This is a genomic window from Empedobacter sp. UBA1574 (genome assembly GCF_002322895.1).
Taxonomy (GTDB): Bacteria; Bacteroidota; Bacteroidia; order Flavobacteriales; family Weeksellaceae; genus Empedobacter; species Empedobacter falsenii_B.
The window spans coordinates 88107-109571 of the sequence record NZ_DCOI01000037.1 but is presented as its reverse complement, the minus strand read 5'-3'; the positions used below and the strand labels follow the sequence as shown (position 1 = coordinate 109571).

19 protein-coding genes and 1 pseudogene are annotated in these 21465 nt (G+C 31.2%); 9 read left to right on the top strand and 11 right to left on the bottom strand.

All coding sequences use genetic code 11. The features are described from left to right. Positions 1-25: 25 nt before the first annotated feature. The 5 genes from B3578_RS12835 to B3578_RS12815 all read right to left on the bottom strand — a co-directional run bounded on the left by B3578_RS12835 (position 26) and on the right by B3578_RS12815 (position 4038). Positions 26-853: a 5'-nucleotidase, lipoprotein e(P4) family gene (locus B3578_RS12835; protein ID WP_125350322.1), complete on the bottom strand. Its 828-nt coding sequence runs from the start codon at positions 851-853 to the stop codon at positions 26-28. Positions 854-909: 56 nt separating this feature from the next. Then, positions 910-1461, bottom strand: coding sequence for a hypothetical protein (locus B3578_RS12830; RefSeq protein WP_219035068.1), 552 nt, complete (start codon positions 1459-1461; stop codon positions 910-912). Between the two features lie 58 nt (positions 1462-1519). Beyond that, positions 1520-1726, bottom strand: coding sequence for a hypothetical protein (locus tag B3578_RS12825; protein ID WP_125350324.1), 207 nt, complete (start codon positions 1724-1726; stop codon positions 1520-1522). Between the two features lie 237 nt (positions 1727-1963). After that, positions 1964-2539, bottom strand: coding sequence for an acyl-CoA thioesterase (locus tag B3578_RS12820; protein ID WP_376741545.1), 576 nt, complete (start codon positions 2537-2539; stop codon positions 1964-1966). After that, positions 2536-4038, bottom strand: coding sequence for a GH3 family domain-containing protein (locus B3578_RS12815; RefSeq protein WP_125350326.1), 1503 nt, complete (start codon positions 4036-4038; stop codon positions 2536-2538). Before B3578_RS12815 ends, B3578_RS12820 begins: the two co-directional genes overlap by 4 nt. 349 nt (positions 4039-4387) lie before the next feature. Between B3578_RS12815 and B3578_RS12810 the strand changes: the two genes are divergently transcribed. Both B3578_RS12810 and B3578_RS12805 read left to right on the top strand, forming a co-directional pair. Beyond that, a complete protein-coding gene (locus B3578_RS12810; RefSeq protein WP_291049244.1) occupies positions 4388-6718 on the top strand; it encodes a tetratricopeptide repeat protein in 2331 nt (776 codons plus the stop codon). 21 nt (positions 6719-6739) lie between these two features. After that, positions 6740-8002 (top strand): annotated as a pseudogene (locus tag B3578_RS12805) (DUF3472 domain-containing protein). Between the two features lie 57 nt (positions 8003-8059). Here B3578_RS12805 and B3578_RS12800 read toward each other — a convergent pair. From B3578_RS12800 to B3578_RS12790, 3 genes are all read right to left on the bottom strand, one after another. Further along, entirely contained in the window at positions 8060-9076 is a 1017-nt protein-coding gene (locus B3578_RS12800; protein ID WP_125350329.1) for a PTS transporter subunit IIC, read from the bottom strand. A gap of 37 nt (positions 9077-9113) precedes the next feature. Further along, positions 9114-10529: a DUF4932 domain-containing protein gene (locus tag B3578_RS12795; RefSeq protein WP_291049241.1), complete on the bottom strand. Its 1416-nt coding sequence runs from the start codon at positions 10527-10529 to the stop codon at positions 9114-9116. A 76-nt stretch (positions 10530-10605) separates the two neighbouring features. After that, complete coding sequence (locus B3578_RS12790; protein ID WP_291049238.1) at positions 10606-14067, bottom strand: methylmalonyl-CoA mutase family protein; 3462 nt, start codon at positions 14065-14067, stop codon at positions 10606-10608. Positions 14068-14251: 184 nt separating this feature from the next. On the opposite strand from B3578_RS12790, the gene B3578_RS12785 reads away from it, so the two are divergent. After that, the gene (locus tag B3578_RS12785; RefSeq protein ID WP_291049235.1) at positions 14252-15154 is read left to right on the top strand and encodes a hypothetical protein; all 903 of its coding nucleotides are present in this window, start codon (positions 14252-14254) and stop codon (positions 15152-15154) included. A 1-nt stretch (position 15155) separates the two neighbouring features. Here the strand turns inward: B3578_RS12785 and B3578_RS12780 are convergent, their stop codons facing one another. Continuing rightward, positions 15156-15833 carry a uracil-DNA glycosylase gene (locus tag B3578_RS12780; protein WP_219034364.1) on the bottom strand — a complete coding sequence of 226 codons (678 nt, stop codon included), beginning with the start codon at positions 15831-15833 and terminating at the stop codon, positions 15156-15158. A gap of 45 nt (positions 15834-15878) precedes the next feature. Here B3578_RS12780 and B3578_RS12775 point away from each other — a divergent pair, with 45 nt between their 5' ends. The 3 genes from B3578_RS12775 (at position 15879) to B3578_RS12765 (ending at position 18980) form a co-directional block, all read left to right on the top strand. Next, a complete protein-coding gene (locus B3578_RS12775) occupies positions 15879-16262 on the top strand; it encodes a DUF5004 domain-containing protein (protein WP_115000084.1) in 384 nt (127 codons plus the stop codon). Positions 16263-16330: 68 nt separating this feature from the next. Next, positions 16331-18478: an endonuclease MutS2 gene (locus B3578_RS12770; RefSeq protein WP_291049232.1), complete on the top strand. Its 2148-nt coding sequence runs from the start codon at positions 16331-16333 to the stop codon at positions 18476-18478. Beyond that, positions 18459-18980 (top strand): hypothetical protein, encoded by a 522-nt coding sequence (locus tag B3578_RS12765; RefSeq protein WP_291049227.1) that lies wholly within the window; start codon positions 18459-18461, stop codon positions 18978-18980. The genes B3578_RS12770 and B3578_RS12765 overlap by 20 nt, the downstream gene beginning before the upstream one ends. Before the next feature lie 60 nt (positions 18981-19040). Here the strand turns inward: B3578_RS12765 and B3578_RS12760 are convergent, their stop codons facing one another. Continuing rightward, on the bottom strand, positions 19041-19442 hold the full coding sequence (locus tag B3578_RS12760) for a GLPGLI family protein (protein WP_291049224.1): 402 nt from the start codon (positions 19440-19442) through the stop codon (positions 19041-19043). Further along, complete coding sequence (locus B3578_RS12755; RefSeq protein WP_291049221.1) at positions 19432-19746, bottom strand: hypothetical protein; 315 nt, start codon at positions 19744-19746, stop codon at positions 19432-19434. Before B3578_RS12755 ends, B3578_RS12760 begins: the two co-directional genes overlap by 11 nt. 345 nt (positions 19747-20091) lie before the next feature. On the opposite strand from B3578_RS12755, the gene B3578_RS12750 reads away from it, so the two are divergent. From B3578_RS12750 to B3578_RS12740, 3 genes are all read left to right on the top strand, one after another. Next, a complete protein-coding gene (locus tag B3578_RS12750) occupies positions 20092-20718 on the top strand; it encodes a peroxiredoxin (RefSeq protein WP_038336698.1) in 627 nt (208 codons plus the stop codon). A gap of 159 nt (positions 20719-20877) precedes the next feature. Then, a complete protein-coding gene (locus B3578_RS12745; protein WP_286495177.1) occupies positions 20878-21195 on the top strand; it encodes a thioredoxin family protein in 318 nt (105 codons plus the stop codon). Further along, the gene (locus tag B3578_RS12740) at positions 21176-21427 is read left to right on the top strand and encodes a DUF6952 family protein (protein ID WP_038336694.1); all 252 of its coding nucleotides are present in this window, start codon (positions 21176-21178) and stop codon (positions 21425-21427) included. Before B3578_RS12745 ends, B3578_RS12740 begins: the two co-directional genes overlap by 20 nt. Positions 21428-21465 lie beyond the last annotated feature (38 nt).

Genomic DNA, 21465 nt, shown 5'->3' with positions numbered 1-21465 from the left:
ACAGTTTTCATTGTGTATTTATTCTTTATTTCACAGGAGTTTCTCTCGCAGCTTCGTATATAATCGAATCTCTTTGCTCTTGCGTCAAGTCATATTTGTAATCAAATATTGCAGATTCCCAATCTCCATATCCAACATTCGGCAATACAATAAATCGTTTTCCAAATTCAGATTTTAAAGTTTCTACAGCTGCCGCTCTTTCTTTTTCAGATTTATGATTATCAAATAAAGAAGAAAAATCTGTTAAACTATCTCCTAACAATAAAACAATGTCATAATCTTTCGAAATATTTTGACGACGTGCTTCTTTGCTACTTTCTTTACTTCTCAAAATCAAATTCTGAGCACTTTGAATTGGATAATTGTATTTTTCTAAATTTGCCAAAGTTCCAGGACGCTCTACTTCGTATCGATTTGTAACGTAAAAAATCTGAACACCTTTACTCGCTGCATACTGAAAAAACTCTTGAGAACCAGCCAAAGGAGTTGCAATTCCTTTCGACGTCCAATTTGCCCAAGTTTCTTGCGACCACGTTTTTCCTTGACGCGCCATTTCTACTGCATAGTACGAATTATCCAAAAAAGTTTCGTCAATATCCGTTACAATCGCTAAAGGTTTTGCGCCTTTTGTCGCAATTGCTTCATCCAATCTCATTTTAGCAACATTATAAGCTTGCTGGCTTAAGGCTTGATATTCAGCAGCACGTTGTTGAAAAAATGCAGCATAAATTTTACCATCAACTTGTAAACTTTTTTGCTGAACTGGTTGTTGTTCAGTAACTATTTTTGGTGTTTGACAAGCTGTTAATCCAAAAAGCATCAAGCTTCCAAGCATCAATTGTATATGTTTCATATCTCTAAATTCTGAAATGCAAAATTAAGCCTTACAATTCAAATCAAAAAATCAGATTACTGAATGTATTTAATCGATTCGAAAGTTGTTTGATGAAAATAGTTTTTGAACTGATGATGTTCTCCATTAATTTCTATATCAATTTCCAGATAATCGTTTTGATTAAAATGAATTAAATCTGTTTCGAAAAAATAAATATTTCGGATAACGTGAGAATCAGGTAAAATGGTATTTTTCAATAAAATATCATTTGTCCCCATTGCCAATTCTCCATAAAATGTAACATCAGCTTTGATTTTTTTTTGAGAAAAATTTGAATAAAAATCAGCTTCAACGATATTTATACGAACTGTTTTTTCGGTATTATTTTGAATAGAAATTAAGAATTCTAATGTATTTTTTTTCTTTGTTACCGAATCTATTTTTACTTGAAATTCTGAAATTTGTTGATTAGAATCATCAATCAAATCATCATTTTTTTCAATTTTTAAAAACGATATTTTTGGTTCTTCTTCTTTCGGAAGTGGTTTTTCAATTGGAACTGTTTTTAATTTTTTGTAAATAACAAACAGCACTAACAATACAAGTAAAATGAATAAATATTTCATTTTACAAATTTAGAAATTAAATCGTTTTTCTGATTTCGAAAAAATGATTTGTTTCGTTTTAGACAATTTTTTTTCTGAAACGAAAAGCACAAAAAGCTAAAACAAATACACTTCCTGCTACAGCAAAACTAATAGGATTTGAAGATTTAGAGCTATTTTCAGTAAAATTTGTTTGTATTAATTGACTATTTAAACCAGAAGATTGAGCAAATGAAATAGTTGTACTTGCAATGAATAGTAATAAAAATTTGAAGAGAGTTTTCATAATAATGAATTAAATAAAAAGTTTGGTTTTGATATTAAGAATCGATAAAACAAATACAATGCCTAATTTTCTTAAAATTAAATAATTTGCAATTTAGTAATGCCACTCAAATTCAATAATCAATTTTTTGGAGCATAACAATTAGGAGATAAAATATAAACTATTTATCAAAACCCTATAAACAAAATAACTCAATTCATTTTCAGAATTGAGTTATTTATTAATGATGTAAAAACTTTAATCTAGTTCTATTTTCACGAAATGATTGTCCAATAAATGATCAATTAAATCTTGCGATTTATAATCAATCGGATCTTTTATTTGTTCTTTTGCTTTTGTATGTTCTTCAATTCGATGCAAAGCTTTATAAAAGCGTCGAACTTCGTTCAGATTCTTCAAAATTAATTTTGGAGCTTCTGCTTTTTCACCATTTTCTTCTTTGCATATCATCGTAAAATAAGACGAATTACAATGTTTAATTTCACTTGTTTGGATATTTTGACTTTCTACTCGAATTCCTACGACGATTGACGTTCTTCCGACATAGTTTACCGATGCTTTTAGCGTTAATAATTCTCCTACTTCTACTGGCGTTAAGAAATCTACTCTATCCACAGACGCCGTAACACAGTATTTTCCAGAATATTTGGAAGCACATGCGAATGCAATTTGATCGAGTAGAGAAAGAATGAATCCACCGTGTATTTTTCCACTAAAATTGGAATGTGACGGAAGCATTAATTGCGAAAAAGTTACCAATGAACTTTTTACCGTTTTGTAAATCATTTTATCTATTGTTGTGTGTGTGTTCAATTTGTAGTAATTAAGTTTAGACTGTAAAATTCATCTGCAATTTCGCGATTATTAGACAAACGAGGAACTTTATTTTGTCCACCTAATTTCCCTATCGATTTCATATAATGCTGAAAACCTTCTGTTTTAACTTCAGAAACGACAAGCGGACGCAAGATATTTCCCGTAATCAAATCATCGTAATACGTATTTTGGCGACGCATTTGTGTATCTAATTCTTGATTAAAAATAGTTATATCTTGTGGTTTTTGATCAAATTCTATTAACCATTCGTGATATGGCAAACCTTCTGCTGGATTAACTTGAGGCGCAACTGTAAACTCATTTACACTCGCTGGATATTTTTCTAAAGTTTTTTGCAACGCCTGTTCCACTTCGTGACCAATTACATGCTCACCAAAAGCAGATGTATAATGTTTAATTCGACCAGAAACAACAATTCTATAAGGTTTTATCGAAGTAAAACGAACTGTGTCACCAATATTATATCCCCACAAACCTGCGTTTGTATTGAGAATTAGAACATAATCTTTTCCTACTTCAACATCTTTCAATGAAATTCGGGTTGGATTTTCATCAAAAAACTCTTCAACTGGAACAAATTCATAAAAAATTCCATTATTCAATAAAAGTAATAAATCATCATTTTTTTGAGAATCTTGATACGCAATAAACCCTTCTGAAGCTGGATATGTCTGAATACAATCTATTTTTCGACCAATTAGTTGATTCACTTTATCGCGATAAGGTTCATAATTTACACCTCCTGTTACCATTAGTTGTAAATTCTTAAAAATCGACTGAACGTTTTCTTTTTCAGAAACTTTAATCAATCGTTCAAAATACATAATCAACCAAGGCGGAATCCCAGAAATCAGCGTCATATCAGCTTTCACCGTTTCATCCACTACCCTATCCACTTTTGTTTCCCAATCTTCAATCACATTTGTTTCATAAGATGGTAAACGATTTTTTTGCAAATAATTTGGAACAAAATGTGCGCTAATTCCAGAAAGTCGACCTACTTTCAATCCATTTTTCTCTTCAAGAATTGGACTTCCTTGTAAGAAAATCATTTTTCCGTCAACAAAATTAGAATTCTTTGTTTCATTAATATAAAACAATAAAGCATTTCGAGCAGAATTTATATGAGATGGAACAGATTCTTTTGTAAGCGGAATATATTTGGCTCCAGAAGTAGTTCCTGAAGTTTTAGCTAAATAAAGAGGTTTTCCAGGCCACAGAATATCAGGTTTCCCTTCAATTACTTCATCAAAATAATGTTTCAAACCTTCATAATCATTGATTGGAATTTGCGATTTGAAATCTTCATAATTTTTGATTGATTCAAAATGATGATCAACTCCAAACTTTGTATTTTTTGCAGCAATAATCAATTCATTTAGAATTTTGTCTTGTGTTTCTAGCGGATTATTTATCCACTTTTGTTCTTTGTTGACAATGTATTTTGCAAAAATTTTCGCTAAAAAAGCTTTCATGCTGTTCCTTTAAAACATTATTATTGGTCGAATTTAAACGAATATTCTAAATAATTTAACAACAATTGCAATGATTTTTCTTAGTCAAATCACTAATTACATTAAAGCTAAAACGTTAGCTATCATTTTATAATCATCCCGTAAAAAGTCGCTTCTCTATTATTTCTATTCCACATAAAATTATCTTATTTTTTCGAAGGATACAAGATTTTTTCTAATCGAACGTTTTATTGTAGATTTGTTTTTATTCGCTATCATGAAAAAGATTGTACTGAGTATCTTCGCCGCAAGTTTTTTAATCGGCTGTTCTACGCAAAAAAATAGTTTCAAAAACCGACAATATCACAAGATGACATCGTGGTTTAATGGAGTATTCAATGCTGAGGATGAGTTAGAAAAAAAGAACACAGAACTACAAACAAATTATGTAGAAAATTACTCGAAGATTTTACCTGTTGGAATAGAATATTTTTCTGTTTCGGACTCTGCTAATTTAGGTGAATTTAATACGCCCAATTTTGGTATTGGAAGTGGAAATCGAAATAATCAAGATAAAGTAGAAAAACCTGTTGGATTTGCTGCTGTAGAGGCAAAAGCTTCGAAAGCAATCGAAAAACATTCGATGTTAATTAAAGGAAAAGAAAATAATCCTTTGATGGGTCGCGCTTATTTATTGATTGGAAAATCATTATTTTATCAAAAAAAATACTTTGAAGCGCTTGATGCTTTAAACTATGTTGTCAAAAATTTCAAAGATTCTAAATACGCGCAAGAAGCGCATGTTTACAAAACTGTTGCCGAAATAAAAGGTGGAAATTACTTTGATGGAATCGAAACTTTACAAAAACTTTACGAAAACGATCCGTATAAAAGTAAAGAATTAAAAACAATGATTGCGCGTACCTATGCTCAATTTTTAATTGATCAAAAAAAGTACGAAGAAGCACTTGATCCATTGCAAAAAGCCGAATATTTTTCTACAAATAAAGATGAACGAGTTCGAATATTTTATACGTTAGGACAAGTTTTTTCTAAATTAGGAAAACAACAAGAAGCTGGTGAAGCTTTCACGCAAGTTTATAAAATGAAGCCTGGATTTGATATGGAAATCAAATCGCAGTTGGCGATTGCAGCTAATTTTGATCCAAAAATTAATAATTACGGAAATTACAAGCAAAACTTGTTGGACATCTCGAATAAAGGAATTTATGCATCGAAGAAAAACGAGTTATATTACGGAATTTCTGAAATGGCTTTTCGAGCTGACAAAATGGATGATGCTGTAGAATATGCAAAATTGAGTTTGAAGGAACCAATGTCTGATCCTTATATTCGTGGGCGCGCTTTCGAAAATTATGGTGATATAAAGTTCAAGCAAAACGATTATGTTTACGCATCGGCTTATTATGATTCGGCACAAACAAGTTATAATTTGCCAGAAGATCAAACGCGTATTCAGAAACGAAATGATGTTTTGAAAAAATTGATGGAAAAACATTATTTAGTTCAGAAAAATGATTCAATTCTAAAACTTGCTGCACTTCCAAAAGAAGATCAATCAAAATTCTTCACAGATTATATTGAAAAATTAAAGAAAAAAGAAGAAAAGCAAGCTATAGAAGAGCAAAAAGAAATGGAAACTTTTCAGTTAGAGAATAAAACAGCAAGTTTTACGACGAGTTTCAATAATGCTGATAAAGGAAAATTCTATTTCTATAATCAAAATTTAAAATCGACTGGACAGCAAGAATTCCAACGTATTTGGGGAGGAATTTCGTTGAAAGATAATTGGAGAAATTCGAATGCGATAAGTACTGTAATTGAGGACAAACAGAATGAATTGACAGGGCAAATTGCTGCTGGCGATCCAAGACGTTTTGAACTTGATTATTATTTAGATCAAATTCCAACTTCTCAAAAAGCATTGAATGAGTTGAAAGTTGTGAGAGATACAACGCAATTGTCTTTAGGTACTGGATATTTTGATATTTTCAATAACTCAGAATTAGCTGGAAAAGAGTTGAAAGCCTTGGTTGCTTCGCCTCCAAAATCGGAAGATGTGTTATTAAAAGCGACTTATCAATTGTATCGTATTTATAAAAATCGTGATCAAAAATTAGAAGATGAATACAAAAATATCATTCTAACAAAATATCCAAATACGATTTATGCAGGTTATATTCTTAATCCAGAAGTTGAATACATCACTGCTGAAACAAAAGAAGCTTTAGAAGCCTACAAAGTTGCATACACGTTGTATCAAGATAAAAAATATGATGACGTAAAGAAAAAAGTACAAGAAGCAATTGTGAAATTTCCGACAGAAATTATCGTTGCTAAATTTGCTTTATTAAATGCTTATGCAATCAAACAAACTGGAAAAGATAGCGATTTTGAGCAAGCTTTAGAAATTGTAGTTACCGCTTATGACGGAACTGAAGAAGCTAAGCAAGCAAAACGTTTGTTGGATAAATTGCGTAACACCAACCGAAAAACTACTGAAAATCAAAAGATTGAAGAAAACCAACCACAAATTAATGCTGTAGATAGATCACCTACACAAATCATTGAAAAAGAAATAAATCAACCGAAGAATAACAATGATGATAAAAATGTTCTTAAAAAAACTGTAAAAGAATCAAATACAGTTAGTCTTGAAGGAGGGGATACGAATTATTAAAATATAAATTAAATTAACACCATGAAAACAATTCATTACATCTTATTCTCTCTTTCCGTTTTGGTTGGAGGAAATGTAATCGCACAACAAACAAAAACTTATGACATTCCTTTGGTTGGAAATGCTTTTGAAGTCGGTCATAAAGAAGGATCATCTTCTACAGTTACAAAAGTGAATGCTTTAATTTCTCCACAAACTAAAAATGTAACAAAAACGTATTTCAAAGTTTTAGGAACTGGAAATGTTAATATTCAATTAAAGGGTGAAGCTAAAAATGACGCTCAATTAAATGTTGGTTTCAATAAAAAAACAAAAAAATACAATTGGAAATCTACTGATAAAACTATTTCTGTAGGTACATTCGCTATTTCAAAACCGGGTTATGTTTCTGTTGATTTAAGCGGATTGAAAGGCGAAATCCCTATTACAGATTTGATAGTTAGTGGAACTGCAGTAGACAACGGAATTATTTATAGCAACGATCCGCAGTACTATTATTGGGCGAGACGTGGACCTTCTTGCCATTTGGCTTACGAAATCCCTACAGAGAAAAATGTTTCATATTACTACAATGAAATCGTTGTACCAAAAGACGCTGATATAATTGGTTCTTATTATATGGCAAACGGTTTTGGAGAAGGATATTTCGGAATTCAAGCTAATTCACAAACGGAAAGACGTATTTTGTTTTCAGTTTGGAGTCCTTTCGTAACTGATGACCCAAAAAGTATTCCTGATGATGAAAAAATCGTTTTGTTAAAGAAAGGAGACAATGTGAAAACAGGAGAATTCGGTAACGAAGGTTCTGGTGGACAAAGTTATATGAAATACAATTGGAAAGCCGATACAACGTATAAATTCTTATTGAAAGGTGTTCCAAATGGTGATAATTCGACAACTTATACAGCTTGGTTTTTTATGCCAGAAACGAATAATTGGCAAATCATCGCAAGCTTTAAACGCCCTAAAACAAATACATACCTAAAAAGATTTCACTCTTTCCTATAAAATTTTATGCCAACACAAGGTTACTTAACTAGAAAAGTAAACTTCAACAATCAATGGGTTTATGATGGAGAATGGAAAAAAGTAAATGGAGCAAAATTAACTGTTGATGCAACTTATAAAGCAAATCAACGTATTGATGCAACTGGAGGAACAACATCTACTGGATATTTCTTGAAGATGGGAGGCTTTTTTAATGAAATTGAACAACCTGGAACAGCTTTCAAGTTTGATAACAAACAAACTGCACCACAAATTGATTTTTCGAAATTACAATAATCAATATTGTATAAACTAAATAAAAAATCGGTTGGAATTATCCAACCGATTTTTTATTTACCTCAACTTCATATCACCATCTTTTATCCAGTTTTTCTTTTTCATGAAAATGTAAATTAAATATGAAATAATTGCTGGAGCAATGATTTGCAAAATTAATATTGAAGTTAAAATATATGAAGTATCATATTTAGATTTCATAGCATTGAAAGTTCCTATTTGTCCAACCAAACCACAAGAACCCATCCCCGATTCTAGAGCTGTATTTTCCATATTGAAATAAATAATTGCAATTGGACCTATAATCGCTGAAGCTAAAGTTGGTGGAATCCAAATTTTCCAATTTTTATAAATGTTCGGAACCTGTAACATACTTGTCCCTAATCCTTGTGCTAAAACACCTTTCAAACCATTATCCTTAAAACTGATTGTAGCAAATCCAATCATTTGTGCACAACAACCTATTGTTGCAGCTCCAGCTGCTGAACCGTCTAATTCTAACATTAGACACAAAGCAGCTGATGAAATTGGTAAAGTCAAAACCATACCGACAATTACAGCAATTACAACTCCCATTATCAAAGGATTAGAATCGGTTGAAAATATAATTATTTCACCAATCCATTTCATCATTTGTTGAACAGAAGGACCAATGATTTGTGCTAAGATTACTCCAACCAAAACAGTAATAATCGGTGTAATTACAATATCTATACGTGTTTCGCCTGCTACCATTTTTCCCACTTCAACCGCTACAATTGTCGCTATAAAAACACCTAAAGGTCCACCTAATTGATATGCTGCAATTCCTATAACTGCTGACGAAAATAACACCAATTGAGGTGCTCGTAAACTATAAGCAATAGCCAATGCTATCGCAGGTCCTGTCGCTTGATTCGCAACTGGCCAAACAATATCAGTTAAAAAAGAAATATCTAACTCTTCACCAATAGTTTTCAAAATTGTACCAACCAATAAAGTCGCAAATAAACCATAAGCCATTGCGCCCATTGCATCGATAAAATATCGTTTTGCAGAAATTTGTATATCTTTTTTGAGTAGGAAATTTTTCATGTTTGAAATTAAAAAAATCTATTATTTGTATAAAAAACTAATCTATTTCATTCTCTTTTTTACACCAATCAAGCATATATTCATATAAATCAGTCATATTAATTGATGGATTTTCTTTGTACTTTGCAAGCATTACTTGATTAAAATCTGTAAATTTCGCAAAACCTCTCATATTACTCATCATTCCATTCAATTCTGGCAAATATTTATCCAAATCTGTTTTGCTATAATTATCATGAACATATAATATATAAACAGCAAAAGTCATGTATTCGTTAAAAACCTTGTAAGGTGATTCATACATATCAGTTATTGTAGGTTTCGCCCACTTTTTACGATTTGACAATGCTTCATTGATTTGTTTCACATATTTATCAGAAACAGGATTTACATAATTATGATCGATTTCAGTAAATACAACACGTGATTCTAACAATTCATTTTGCGTAGGAGTCAATTTTGAATCAAAATCTGCACGAGCAATGAACATAATAGTTTGTGTAAATCCGTTATCCTCAAAACGCGATGTAGAATGCGCTCCATAAATTAACGGCGAAAAATATACTGCGTATGAACCATAACCAAATCCGAACTTTTTATCCAACCAATTTTGCATTTTCTGAATTGGATTTAATTGATTATACCTTTGCAAAAGTTCTGTATAATACGGTTGGTTGTTCTTATAGAATACTCTAAAATTACTCACTTTTGCAAAATCTTGGAACACTTTTGCATCTTTCATCGGATCAAACGTATACCAGCCTTTTGCCATTTGACCTATGTTTCCATTATTTTTAATCTCTCCGTTTTTATCAAAATTATATGCACAAGCATTCATTTTCAAGGCATAATAATAGCGATAACTTGTATTAGAAAACATATTTCCTTTGTAATCCTCAATATACTGTAAATCTGTAATATATTTTTTAATCGTATCTATCGCAGGATGATTCAAATAAGGCTTAAAGTACTCTTTTACTTGTTTATAATATTCTGTTTTGGTGTCAAACATATTAATTTCTTTCTCAGCATCGGGATGCAAAGCCATTAAAATATTGACCAATTCACTCACTTCCGGAATCGCAACTTCAGTTTTTCCTTTATATTTATTGATATAATCTTTTGTAAAATTTACGTTAGGTGCAATTCCAATAATACGTTGATAAGCGGTATCTTTCTTATTCTGAATGATTAAAAAATCAATCGTTTCACCTTTTTTTAAATCAAAAGAAAGATTATTCTTTCCATCAGAATAAATCACTTCACTCTTTTCATTTGAAACTTCTGCCATAAAAACATCTGGCTTAATTTTAGAATTAATAGCCCAAGATTTGCTTGATATTTTACCATTTACTTTTATTTCAAGCATTTTTTCATTGGTATGTAAAACTTTTTGTGCAAAACTTGGCATTGCTAACAAGGTGAATAAAGCTACAATTACATTTTTTTTCATATTAGTTTATAAGTATTTTTAAAAGAAAACAACCCCATCAAAAGATGAGGCTGTTAAAGTATTATTAATAAAAAAATTACATATTTCTACGGTACTGTCCGCCTACTTCGAATAAGGCAGAAGTGATTTGTCCTAATGAACAAACTTTGGTTGCTTCCATCAACACTTCAAAAATATTTTGATTGTTAATAGCCGCTTGTTGTGCAGTTTCTAATGCACTTTCAGCTTGTTGTTCATTAATTTTATTCAAGTTTTCTTTAGTTTTAATTTGAAATTGTTTTTCCTCTTCTGTTGCACGAATAACCTCCGCAGGAACCACTGTTGGCGAACCTTTTGAACTTAAGAACGTATTTACACCAATAATTGGGAACGTTCCGTTGTGTTTCAATGTTTCGTAATACAATGATTCTTCCTGAATTTTAGAACGTTGATACATCGTTTCCATCGCTCCTAAAACGCCACCACGTTCTGTAATACGATCAAATTCTTGTAAAACTGCTTCTTCTACTAAATCCGTTAATTCTTCAATTATAAATGAACCTTGAATTGGATTTTCGTTCTTCGCTAAACCTAATTCTTTATTGATAATCAACTGAATAGCCATTGCACGGCGAACCGATTCTTCTGTTGGCGTTGTAATTGCTTCATCGTACGCATTGGTATGTAACGAGTTACAGTTGTCGTAAATCGCATATAAAGCTTGCAACGTCGTACGAATATCGTTGAAATCAATTTCTTGCGCGTGTAACGATCGACCCGAAGTTTGAATATGGTATTTCAACATTTGTGCACGTTCGTTAGCTCCGTATTTATTTTTCAAGGCTTTTGCCCAAATTTTACGCGCCACACGACCAATTACTGAATATTCTGGATCGATACCATTGGAGAAGAAAAACGATAAGTTTGGCCCAAACGCATTGATATCCATTCCGCGAGATAAATAATACTCAACATACGTAAATCCGTTAGCTAACGTAAACGCTAACTGCGTAATAGGATTCGCTCCTGCTTCAGCAATATGGTAACCCGAAATAGAAACCGAATAAAAATTACGTACATTTTGATTGATGAAATATTCTTGCACATCGCCCATTAAACGCAACGCAAATTCTGTTGAGAAAATACACGTATTTTGTGCTTGGTCTTCTTTTAAAATATCTGCCTGAACAGTTCCACGAACCTGAGCTAACGTATTTTTCTTAATTTCAGCATAAACTTCTGCAGGTAAAACCTGATCACCAGTTACACCCAAAAGCATTAACCCCAAACCATCATTTCCTTCTGGTAAATCGCCATTATAACGAGGTCTTTCCAAACCTTTGTCTTCGTAAATAGCTTTGATTTTTGCTTCAATTTCAGTTTCTAAACCATTTTCTTTGATGTATTTTTCACAATTTTGATCAATTGCGGCATTCATAAAGAAACCTAACAACATAGGCGCAGGACCGTTAATCGTCATAGAAACCGAAGTAGCTGGATGTGATAAATCGAAACCAGAATATAATTTCTTCGCATCATCTAAACAACAAATCGAAACTCCAGCATTACCAATTTTTCCGTAAATATCAGGACGATGACCTGGATCATTTCCATACAAAGTTACCGAATCAAACGCTGTAGACAAACGCTTTGCTGGCATTCCTTTCGATACATAATGGAAACGACGATTGGTACGCTCTGGTCCACCTTCACCCGCAAACATACGCGTTGGATCCTCACCTTCACGTTTAAATGGATATAATCCCGAAGTAAAAGGAAACTCACCCGGTACGTTTTCTTGTAAAACCCAACGTAAAATATCGCCCCAAGCTTCGTACTTTGGCAATGCAATTTTAGGGATTTGTAAATGCGATAAAGACTCAGAATGTGTCTGAATTTTAATTTCTTTATCACGCACTTTAAATGTATAAACTGGATTTTTATATTTGTTTACCTTTTCGTCCCAAGTCGTGATTACTTCCCAGTTGAAAGGATCTAAATTCATTTTTAATTTATCAAATTCAGCTAAAAGAATTTTAACTAAATCTGCATTTTCAGTTCCAGAAATATCAATTCCGTGTTGAGAAATTGTTGGCTTTTTTCCAGAAAGTGTTTCAATTGTTTTAAAGAAACCATATAGTTTTTGAGCTACATCTCTCTGTGCATTTGCACGAACATCATATCCACGATTATTTTCAGCAATCTCTGATAAATAACGCGTTCTTGATGGTGGAATAACAAAGATTTTCTCTGACATTTCTTTTGTAATTTGAAAAGAAGATTTCAAATCTGCATTTGTTTTTTCAACCACTTTATCAATGATTGATTGGTATAATTGATTGGTTCCTGGATCGTTAAATTGTGAAGCAATTGTTCCAAAAACAGGCATTTCATCAGGATTTATATCCCAAAGATTATGATTACGTTGGTATTGTTTTTTTACATCGCGTAAGGCATCTAACGCACCACGTTTATCGAATTTATTAATCGCCACAATGTCAGCAAAATCTAACATATCAATCTTCTCTAATTGCGTTGCAGCACCAAATTCTGGCGTCATGATATACAATGAAGCATCAGAATGATCTAAAATTTCGGTATCTGACTGACCAATTCCAGAAGTTTCTAAAATAATCAAATCATATTTCGCAGCTTTCAACACCTGAATCGCTTCCTCCACATATTTCGATAACGCTAAATTTGATTGACGAGTAGCCAGCGAACGCATATAAACACGAGGATTGTTGATAGAATTCATTCGAATACGATCTCCTAACAAAGCACCACCCGTTTTCTTTTTTGATGGATCGACAGAAACCAAAGCAATTGATTTTTCTGGAAAATCAATCAAAAAACGACGCACTAATTCATCTACCATAGACGATTTTCCTGCTCCTCCTGTTCCCGTAATTCCTAAAACCGGTGCAGATTTATCAGCTACTTTATCGAAATCAAATGCCTTCAAAAAATCTTCTTCACGATTTTCTGCCAACGAAATTAGTCGCGCAATCGTCGTGATATCTTTATCTTCTAATGATTGATAAACATCTTTTCCTTCTGGCAATTCTAATGGCCCTGTCGGAAAATCTGCTTTCTCCACCATATCATTAATCATTCCTTGCAAACCTAATTCGCGACCATCATCAGGAGAGTATAAACGTGTAATTCCGTAATCCATCAACTCTTTAATTTCTGACGGTAAAATTACTCCACCTCCACCTCCAACGATGCGGATATGACCCGCTCCTTTTTCTTGAAGCAAATCGTACATATATTTGAAATATTCGTTGTGACCTCCTTGATAAGATGTCATTGCAATTGCATTTGCATCTTCTTGTATCGCAGTATTTACAACATCTTCAACCGATTTATCGTGACCTAAATGGATTACCTCGCAACCCGTTGCTTGAATAATGCGACGCATAATATTAATCGACGCATCATGCCCATCAAACAAAGCAGCAGCAGTTACAATACGTACTTTGTTTTTAGGAGTGTATACTTCTTGTATTGGATGTACAAACTTTTCTTTCTTTTCTTCTTGAGTAATTTGTGACATTTATTTGTGATTTTGATTTTTTATGACTCTTGCTAAGATAACATAAATTTCAATGTTTTTCGTGCAGATGAAATTATCATATTCAGTAAAATATTGATGTTTTATTAATAAATCACTATAGTTTATATTGATTTATTTACAATATATTATTAACTTTAAAGAGAACTATTTTAGAATTCTACTTATGAATACTTATTCTCTAAAAGATCTATCAGATCTGTCAAGACTAGATGAACAAATAATTGTTTTATGGGATAAAAAGTTCAAATTGTTTAACGAGGATAAGATTGATAAAAATTCATTATTTAACCACGATCACTTAAAAAAAATTATTATTATTTCTTTTTTAATTGAATCAAACAAAAAATATACAGTAGAAAATTTAAGTGTAAAATCACTTTCAGAAATACAAATTTTATCCGAATTTGAAATTCAAAATTATATCCAGAAAAACAAAAGTTATGAACCAATTATTGTGTTATTAATCTGTTCTTGTTTTTCATATGATACACGTTTCTTTGACGCTATTCTTACACTTTGTTTCAATAAAATTGGAATCGAAAAATGTTGTATAGATATTGTTTTTCCTTTTTTAAGCAAAATGTCTATCATTATGGAAAAGTATACTATTCAAGAATCGGTTATTTCGTTTTCTAAAAACCTAATTAGAAAACATCTTTTTTATTTGATTAAATCAATTCCATATTCAGATCAAAATTCTCGTAAATGGCTTTTATTTTTACCTGAAAAAGAAAATGAAGATTTAGAATTAATTTATACCTATCTTCTTTTAAAAATTAATAACGAAAAAGGAATTTATTTAGGGGAAAATCAGAGTTTAAATTCTATTTTAGAATGTATTGAAAATACTCAAATAACACATATTTTTATTTATATCTCTAAAAATTATGATTCCACTTCTCTTGAAATTTATCTCGAATCAATCACGAAAAATCTTCCAAATGTTACCATTTTTGTAGCTACTTATACTATTCTAAAAGAAAAAATAACCGAAAAAGTTCCGTATATAAACGTAAACACCCCAACAGCTTTTAATTCTTATTTACAAAAAATTATGGCGATGTAAATTATTTACTTTTGATTTCCCAATTTATAGGTTGTAGATTCTTACTTTTCAAAAAATTATTAGTTTTCGAAAAAGGTTTACTTCCCCAAAAACCTCTGTAAGCTCCTAATGGAGAAGGATGAGCAGATTCTATAACAACATGCTTATTTCGGTCAATTTTTGCTCCTTTTTTTTGAGCATAAGCTCCCCAAAGTATAAAAACTAAATTTTCTTTTTGATCAGAAAGCTTCTGTATTACAGCATCTGTAAATATTTCCCAACCTTTTTTCTGGTGCGAACCTGCCTTAGAAGCTTCAACCGTCAATGTTGCATTTAATAATAATACACCTTGTTTAGCCCATGTTTCCAAATTTCCAGAAGTAGAAATTCTTATTCCTAAATCATCATTCAACTCTTTATAAATATTTTGCAAACTTGGAGGTAATTTAATTCCATCGACAACCGAAAAAGACAAACCATTTGCTTGTCCAATCCCATGATAAGGATCTTGACCAATCAAAACCACTTTAACATCATCAAAAGGCGTATAATCTAATGCAGAAAATATTTTGGATGCGGGAGGATATATTGTTTTTGTTTCATACTCATTTCGTACAAAATCTGTCAATATTTTAAAGTAATCTTTTTCAAATTCATTCTTTAAAACTTCTTTCCAAGAAGCATCTAATTTCACATCCATTTTCATATATTTATACAGAAACAAAATTAACCAATTTTAACCTCTATGAAAAAGTTTCTTTACCTAATTCCCTTTTTTATACTAAATTCTTGTATAGATTTTGCTGATGATGATCCTTATGATTTAGGCCGGAAAATTGAAAATAATATAAAAGTTTTGAATACAGATATGATATATAATGCAGACCGAACATACAACATAAGCACTGAAGTGAAGAATAAAAACAAGGATTTTTCAGTAAAAGTTAAATTAACTTTTGAATTTAAAAATCCAAATCCGACAATCAATTCCGAAACTTTAACTATTGATTTAAAACCAAATGAAACTAAAAAATCAGTTTTCAGAAGTAGCAAAGCAAATACTAACACAGATCAAATGACATATATTAATAAGGTCAAAATTAATGTCATTCACTTTGATCGGTCATAAAAAATCACGGATTTCAAAGTATTTTATGATTTTGAATTTGTCGAAATTTTATCCGTAATTTTGCGTTAATGCAAATATCAGAACAAACTTTAAAAGATTTAGAATTTAATGCGGTTCAAAAAGAAATCGCAGAATTTGCTTATACAGAAAAGGTTGAGGCACTTATTTTTAACTTAAAACCTTATCAGGATCACCAACTTTTGGTACAAGATCTACAAACGACAAACGAATATTTAACAAGTTTCGAGACGGGAAATCGTTTTCCGTTTTCAGAATATTATATTTTAGATGAAAATCTAAACCGATTAGAAATTGAGAATTATTATTTGCCTGCAGAAGAATTCTTCAAAATCAAGGCAAATACGCTTCAAGTGAAAGAAATCTTGAAATATTTGACAGCTTTCAACGAATATGCACCTGTTTTGTTTGAGAAAGCTTCAACGATTACTTACGAAAAAAATATCATAAAATTAATCGATCAAGTATTCAATAAATTTGGAGAAATCAAGGACGACGCAAGTCCTGAACTGAAAATTGTACGCGATCGTTTGCGTCATTTGAATGGACGAATTACCGAATTATTCAATAAATCGATGTCTTATCATTCGGATTATTTGGATGACATTCGTGAATCTGTTGTTGGAAATCGTCGCGTTTTGGCCGTTAAATCTGCTTTGAGAAAACGTGTGAAAGGGCAATTTTTAGGTACTTCTAAAACTGGATCGATTACGTTTATTGAGCCAGAAAGTGTACAAAATCCTCGTCGTGAATGGGAAGAATTAAAAGAAGAAGAAAAACATTTGGTTATTCAGATTTTATTAGATTTAACTGCTCAAATTGCAGAATACAAACCAAATCTTGAAGAATATCAAACGTTTTTAGAATACATCGATTTTACACAAGCGAAAGCAAATTATGCTTTTTTGATTAATGGAATTTTACCTCAACTTTCTGAGAATCGAATTATAAAATTAGTCGATGCTTATCATCCTGTTTTATTCTTAAACAATAAAAGAAAAGCTCAAAAAACGATTCCGCAGAGTTTAGAAATTAACGAAGATTGTCGTATTATCATTATTTCTGGTCCAAATGCTGGAGGAAAATCAATTACGTTAAAAACGATTGGTTTGCTTCAAATTATGATCCAGAGCGGTCTTTTAGTTCCTGTAAAAGATGAAAGTCAATTTGGATTCTTTAATCAAATTTTCACAGATATTGGAGATAATCAATCCATTGAAAATCACTTATCAACATACAGTTATCGTCTAAAACAAATGTCGTATTTCTTGAAAAATGCTGATGATAAAACATTATTGTTAGTTGATGAATTTGGGACAGGTTCTGATCCAGAATTGGGTGGAGCTTTGGCCGAAGTTTTCTTTGAAGAATTTTATGAACGTAATTCTTTCGGTGTTTTTACGACGCATTATACCAATATCAAATTGAGTGCAGAAAGTTTGCCAGAAGCGATCAACGCATGTATGTTGTTCGATAAAAAAAGTTTGGAACCGCTTTATCGTTTAGAAATTGGACAAGCCGGAAGTTCGTTTACATTTGAGGTTGCAGAGAAAAATAAAATTCCGTTTCGTTTGATTAATCGCGCAAAGAAAAAGGTTGAAAGTGAAAAAGTGAGTTTGGATAAAACCATTTTGAAACTTCAACAGGAAAAATTTGAGATTCAGAAAACAAAAGATCATGTTGAAGAGTTGCGCGAAACGAATATTGAACACAATGAAAAATTAGAACAAACAAACGAAAAAATTCAACAAAAACTATACGATTTTCAGCAATTATATGATCGTGAACAAAAACGTTTGAAACTTGGAGAACGTATTTCAGACATGGCGGATTCTTACTTGAAAACGAAAAATAAAAAGCAAATGATTTCGAATTTCTTGAAATTAATTGAAATGGAAAACTCGAAAAAAACGAAAGAAGTTCAACAATTAAAGAAAATCGAAAAGATTGTAGAGAAAGAAGTTAAACGCGAATTAAAAGAAAATTCAGAAACAATTTCTCAACAAAAAGAAGTCATCGAAAAGAAAGAAAAAGCAGCTACTCAGAAAAAAATTGATGCTTTGAAAGTTGGTGATCGAGTAAAAATTCATGGTTCGTCGAGTGTTGGAACAATTGATAAAATCAAAAAAGAAATTGTTTTTGTAAACTATGGTTTATTTACAACACAGATTAATGTCAATGAAGTTAATAAAATCTAATATGATCAATCAAAAAATAATAACATTCCTCCTATTCCTTATTTTTTCTAATTTAGGTTTTGCACAAACAAATCAAAATTGGAATTGGTTAATCGGAAATTGGGAAGGTATTGGAAACGGAAAACCAGGAGAAGGAAAAGGTGTTTTTTCTTTTGAATATCAATTAGATCAAAATGTAATTGTTAGAAAAAGTCGTTCCGAGTATCCTTCGCGAGATTCTAAAAAAATGACCGTACATGATGATTTATTGGTTGTTTATTTAGATGAAAATAAAAATTTATCGAAAGCCATTTATTTTGATAACGAAGGTCATGTTATCAATTATTCGATTACTTATACCGAAAAAACGATTACATTTCTGAGTGAAACAAAACCCGATCAACCTACATTTAGATTGATTTACTCACTACTCGAAAATAATGAAGTTAACACAGCTTTTGAAATTTCAATGGATGGAAAAAATTTCAAAACATATATCAAAGGAAAAAGTAAAAAAATATAAAAACGAAAAAGGTTAGTGAATTCACTAACCTTTTTCGTTTTATCTCTTAATCTTTCTCAACTACTTGAGAACGTAATTACTTTTGCCTTTCATTGATTTTTTAGCTTTTTCTTGAAAAACTTCTTTCTCAACTACTTTAGTATTTTTTGGTATTTCTATTTTCCCTGCGTATGGTTTTAAATCAATTGCCGTAAAACTAACATTTGTATCCATATCACTTGTAAATGGTAATTTGAATTTAATTTTTAAAATCAAACCTGGTAATCCATTAAAACGAGAAGGTCCATCACGAAAAATTAAATCTGGAGCGTACCATGCTTCTACTGTCTGTGTTGGATTTATAAGTGTTGCTTTTCTAACATTATAACCTAAAATTGTTGATTCTTCTTCACTCAAAATCCATGGAAAAGACTGAATTGAATCTTTAATAAACAACTTCGGTTTCATTATACTATTTTTCATATAACTCTTTTGCATTGAAATCTTTAAAAATAGTTGCGCTTATATTAGTTGTCAATCCAAAAGAAGTTCCTCGATTTTGTTCATTATTGATCCGTTCAATTTCTGTAAAATTAGAATTTGTAGCATTTACAAATAACTCAAAATAATATCGTTTATTTTCTGAATTGACAAGCATTTCTTCCATTCTAGCAGATGTTTGTTTTAAATTACTTCTATCAAATTCTTGACGAACTTCATATTCTACACGAACAGCATCTTGGGCAAATCCAATTATTGGAAGTATTAAAAATAAATATTTTAGCATTCTATAGTGTTTATTATTCTACTAATATAGAAATAAAATTTAATTCATTTTAAATAATCATCAACATAAGGAATATCATTCTTTAAGGTAAATAATCTTCGTAAATTAGCGTAGAGGTAAGATAAAAAGGCTTGTTGTATTGAATTTCAATAAAATATTAACTCAATAATTATTATTATTAATCATATATCATAAATATAATTTATAGTTTAATCTATATTTGAAATTGAAAATATATGGACAGTTTAAAATATCAGTCTAAATTTGCATCAGTAAAAGAGATAAAAACTATTATAAGTTTTATCTAATCGAGAAGTAAAAAACAAAATATAAAAAATTAAAATTATGTCATTAGTAGGAAAAAAAGCGCCTTTATTCACAGCGCCAGCAGTAATTGATGGAGACGAAATCGTAGAAAACTTTTCAATGCCAATCGGAGAGAAAAACATCGTTTTATTCTTCTACCCAAAAGATTTTACATTTGTTTGTCCAACAGAATTACACGCATTCCAAGCTAAATTAGCTGAATTCGAAAAAAGAGATGCTGTTGTAATCGCTGCTTCTTGTGATTCAGAAGAAACTCACTTAGCGTGGTTAAACACTGCAAAAGATAACGGAGGTATCGAAGGTGTTACTTACCCAATCGTTGCTGACTTAGCAAAAACTATCGCTATGGATTACGGAGTTTTAGCTGGTGAGTATGTTTACAATGAAGAAAATGATTCTTTAAAATTTGAAGGAGCTCCAGTTGCTTACCGTGGTACTTTCATCATCGACAAAAATGGTGTTGTTCGTCACGAAACAATCAACGATTTACCATTAGGACGTAACATCGATGAGTATGTACGTTTATTAGATGCAATTTTACACGTTGAGAAATATGGTGAAGTTTGTCCAGCAAACTGGGAAGAAGGAAAAGATGCTATGAACGCTACTAAAGATGGTGTAGCTTCTTACTTAGCTTCTCACTAAAAATAACTTGAAAATCTTTTGATTTTCAAAATTCACGAAGAGGCTGTCTAAAAAATTTGACAGGAGATTTTAACGAATTCATTTTCAATAAAAATCACTAAGCTCAACACTTAGACAGCCTTTTTTATACCCAATTTTTAACTTATAAAAATTAATAAAATGTTTGCAGAATTAGAACAAGATAACTTAGCACAAGTAGTTGCTGATAACAATATAGTAATTGTACAATATGGTGCTGGATGGTGTGGAAACTGCCGTTTAGTAAAACCAAAATTCAAAAAATTAGCGGCTGAATATGAAGGTCAAGCTGAGTTTTTATATGTTGATGCTGAAAAATTAGTAGAATCAAGAAAATTAGCTGAAGTTCCAAATTTACCAACTTTCGCGGTTTTCAAAGGAGGAGAAAATGTAGGACAAGTAACTGCGTCTAAAATTGATGCTGTAAAAGAATTGATCAATGAAGTTGCCGGTATTTAAGAATTTAGCAAAAAACGTTTCTATTGAAGCAATGGAAACAGCTTTAGAAGTTTTGGAAGTTTATGCTGATTCTCCAGCTGTAAAGGAGCCAGAACAAGAAGTAATTGGAGAAATGATTTCTAACATTTGTGGAGCTATGGAAATGAAGCAAATGATGGAAGAAGAAGGATTGGACGAGCGTACTGCTGCCAATACTTTTATGCAACGCGTAATGGGTTCGATTGATAAATAATTTTATCAATTAGTTAGTATAGAAAAAGGATTTCAATT

Bases quoted from the DNA above. Each gene is read 5' to 3' on its own strand.
- B3578_RS12835 (WP_125350322.1), bottom strand. From the start codon at position 853: ATGAAACATATACAATTGATGCTTGGAAGCTTGATGCTTTTTGGATTA.
- B3578_RS12830 (WP_219035068.1), bottom strand. From the start codon at position 1,461: ATGAAATATTTATTCATTTTACTTGTATTGTTAGTGCTGTTTGTTATT.
- B3578_RS12825 (WP_125350324.1), bottom strand. From the start codon at position 1,726: ATGAAAACTCTCTTCAAATTTTTATTACTATTCATTGCAAGTACAACT.
- B3578_RS12815 (WP_125350326.1), bottom strand. From the start codon at position 4,038: ATGAAAGCTTTTTTAGCGAAAATTTTTGCAAAATACATTGTCAACAAA.
- B3578_RS12810 (WP_291049244.1), top strand. From the start codon at position 4,388: ATGACATCGTGGTTTAATGGAGTATTCAATGCTGAGGATGAGTTAGAA.
- B3578_RS12800 (WP_125350329.1), bottom strand. From the start codon at position 9,076: ATGAAAAATTTCCTACTCAAAAAAGATATACAAATTTCTGCAAAACGA.
- B3578_RS12795 (WP_291049241.1), bottom strand. From the start codon at position 10,529: ATGAAAAAAAATGTAATTGTAGCTTTATTCACCTTGTTAGCAATGCCA.
- B3578_RS12790 (WP_291049238.1), bottom strand. From the start codon at position 14,067: ATGTCACAAATTACTCAAGAAGAAAAGAAAGAAAAGTTTGTACATCCA.
- B3578_RS12785 (WP_291049235.1), top strand. From the start codon at position 14,252: ATGAATACTTATTCTCTAAAAGATCTATCAGATCTGTCAAGACTAGAT.
- B3578_RS12780 (WP_219034364.1), bottom strand. From the start codon at position 15,833: ATGGATGTGAAATTAGATGCTTCTTGGAAAGAAGTTTTAAAGAATGAA.
- B3578_RS12775 (WP_115000084.1), top strand. From the start codon at position 15,879: ATGAAAAAGTTTCTTTACCTAATTCCCTTTTTTATACTAAATTCTTGT.
- B3578_RS12770 (WP_291049232.1), top strand. From the start codon at position 16,331: ATGCAAATATCAGAACAAACTTTAAAAGATTTAGAATTTAATGCGGTT.
- B3578_RS12765 (WP_291049227.1), top strand. From the start codon at position 18,459: ATGAAGTTAATAAAATCTAATATGATCAATCAAAAAATAATAACATTC.
- B3578_RS12760 (WP_291049224.1), bottom strand. From the start codon at position 19,442: ATGAAAAATAGTATAATGAAACCGAAGTTGTTTATTAAAGATTCAATT.
- B3578_RS12755 (WP_291049221.1), bottom strand. From the start codon at position 19,746: ATGCTAAAATATTTATTTTTAATACTTCCAATAATTGGATTTGCCCAA.
- B3578_RS12750 (WP_038336698.1), top strand. From the start codon at position 20,092: ATGTCATTAGTAGGAAAAAAAGCGCCTTTATTCACAGCGCCAGCAGTA.
- B3578_RS12745 (WP_286495177.1), top strand. From the start codon at position 20,878: ATGTTTGCAGAATTAGAACAAGATAACTTAGCACAAGTAGTTGCTGAT.
- B3578_RS12740 (WP_038336694.1), top strand. From the start codon at position 21,176: ATGAAGTTGCCGGTATTTAAGAATTTAGCAAAAAACGTTTCTATTGAA.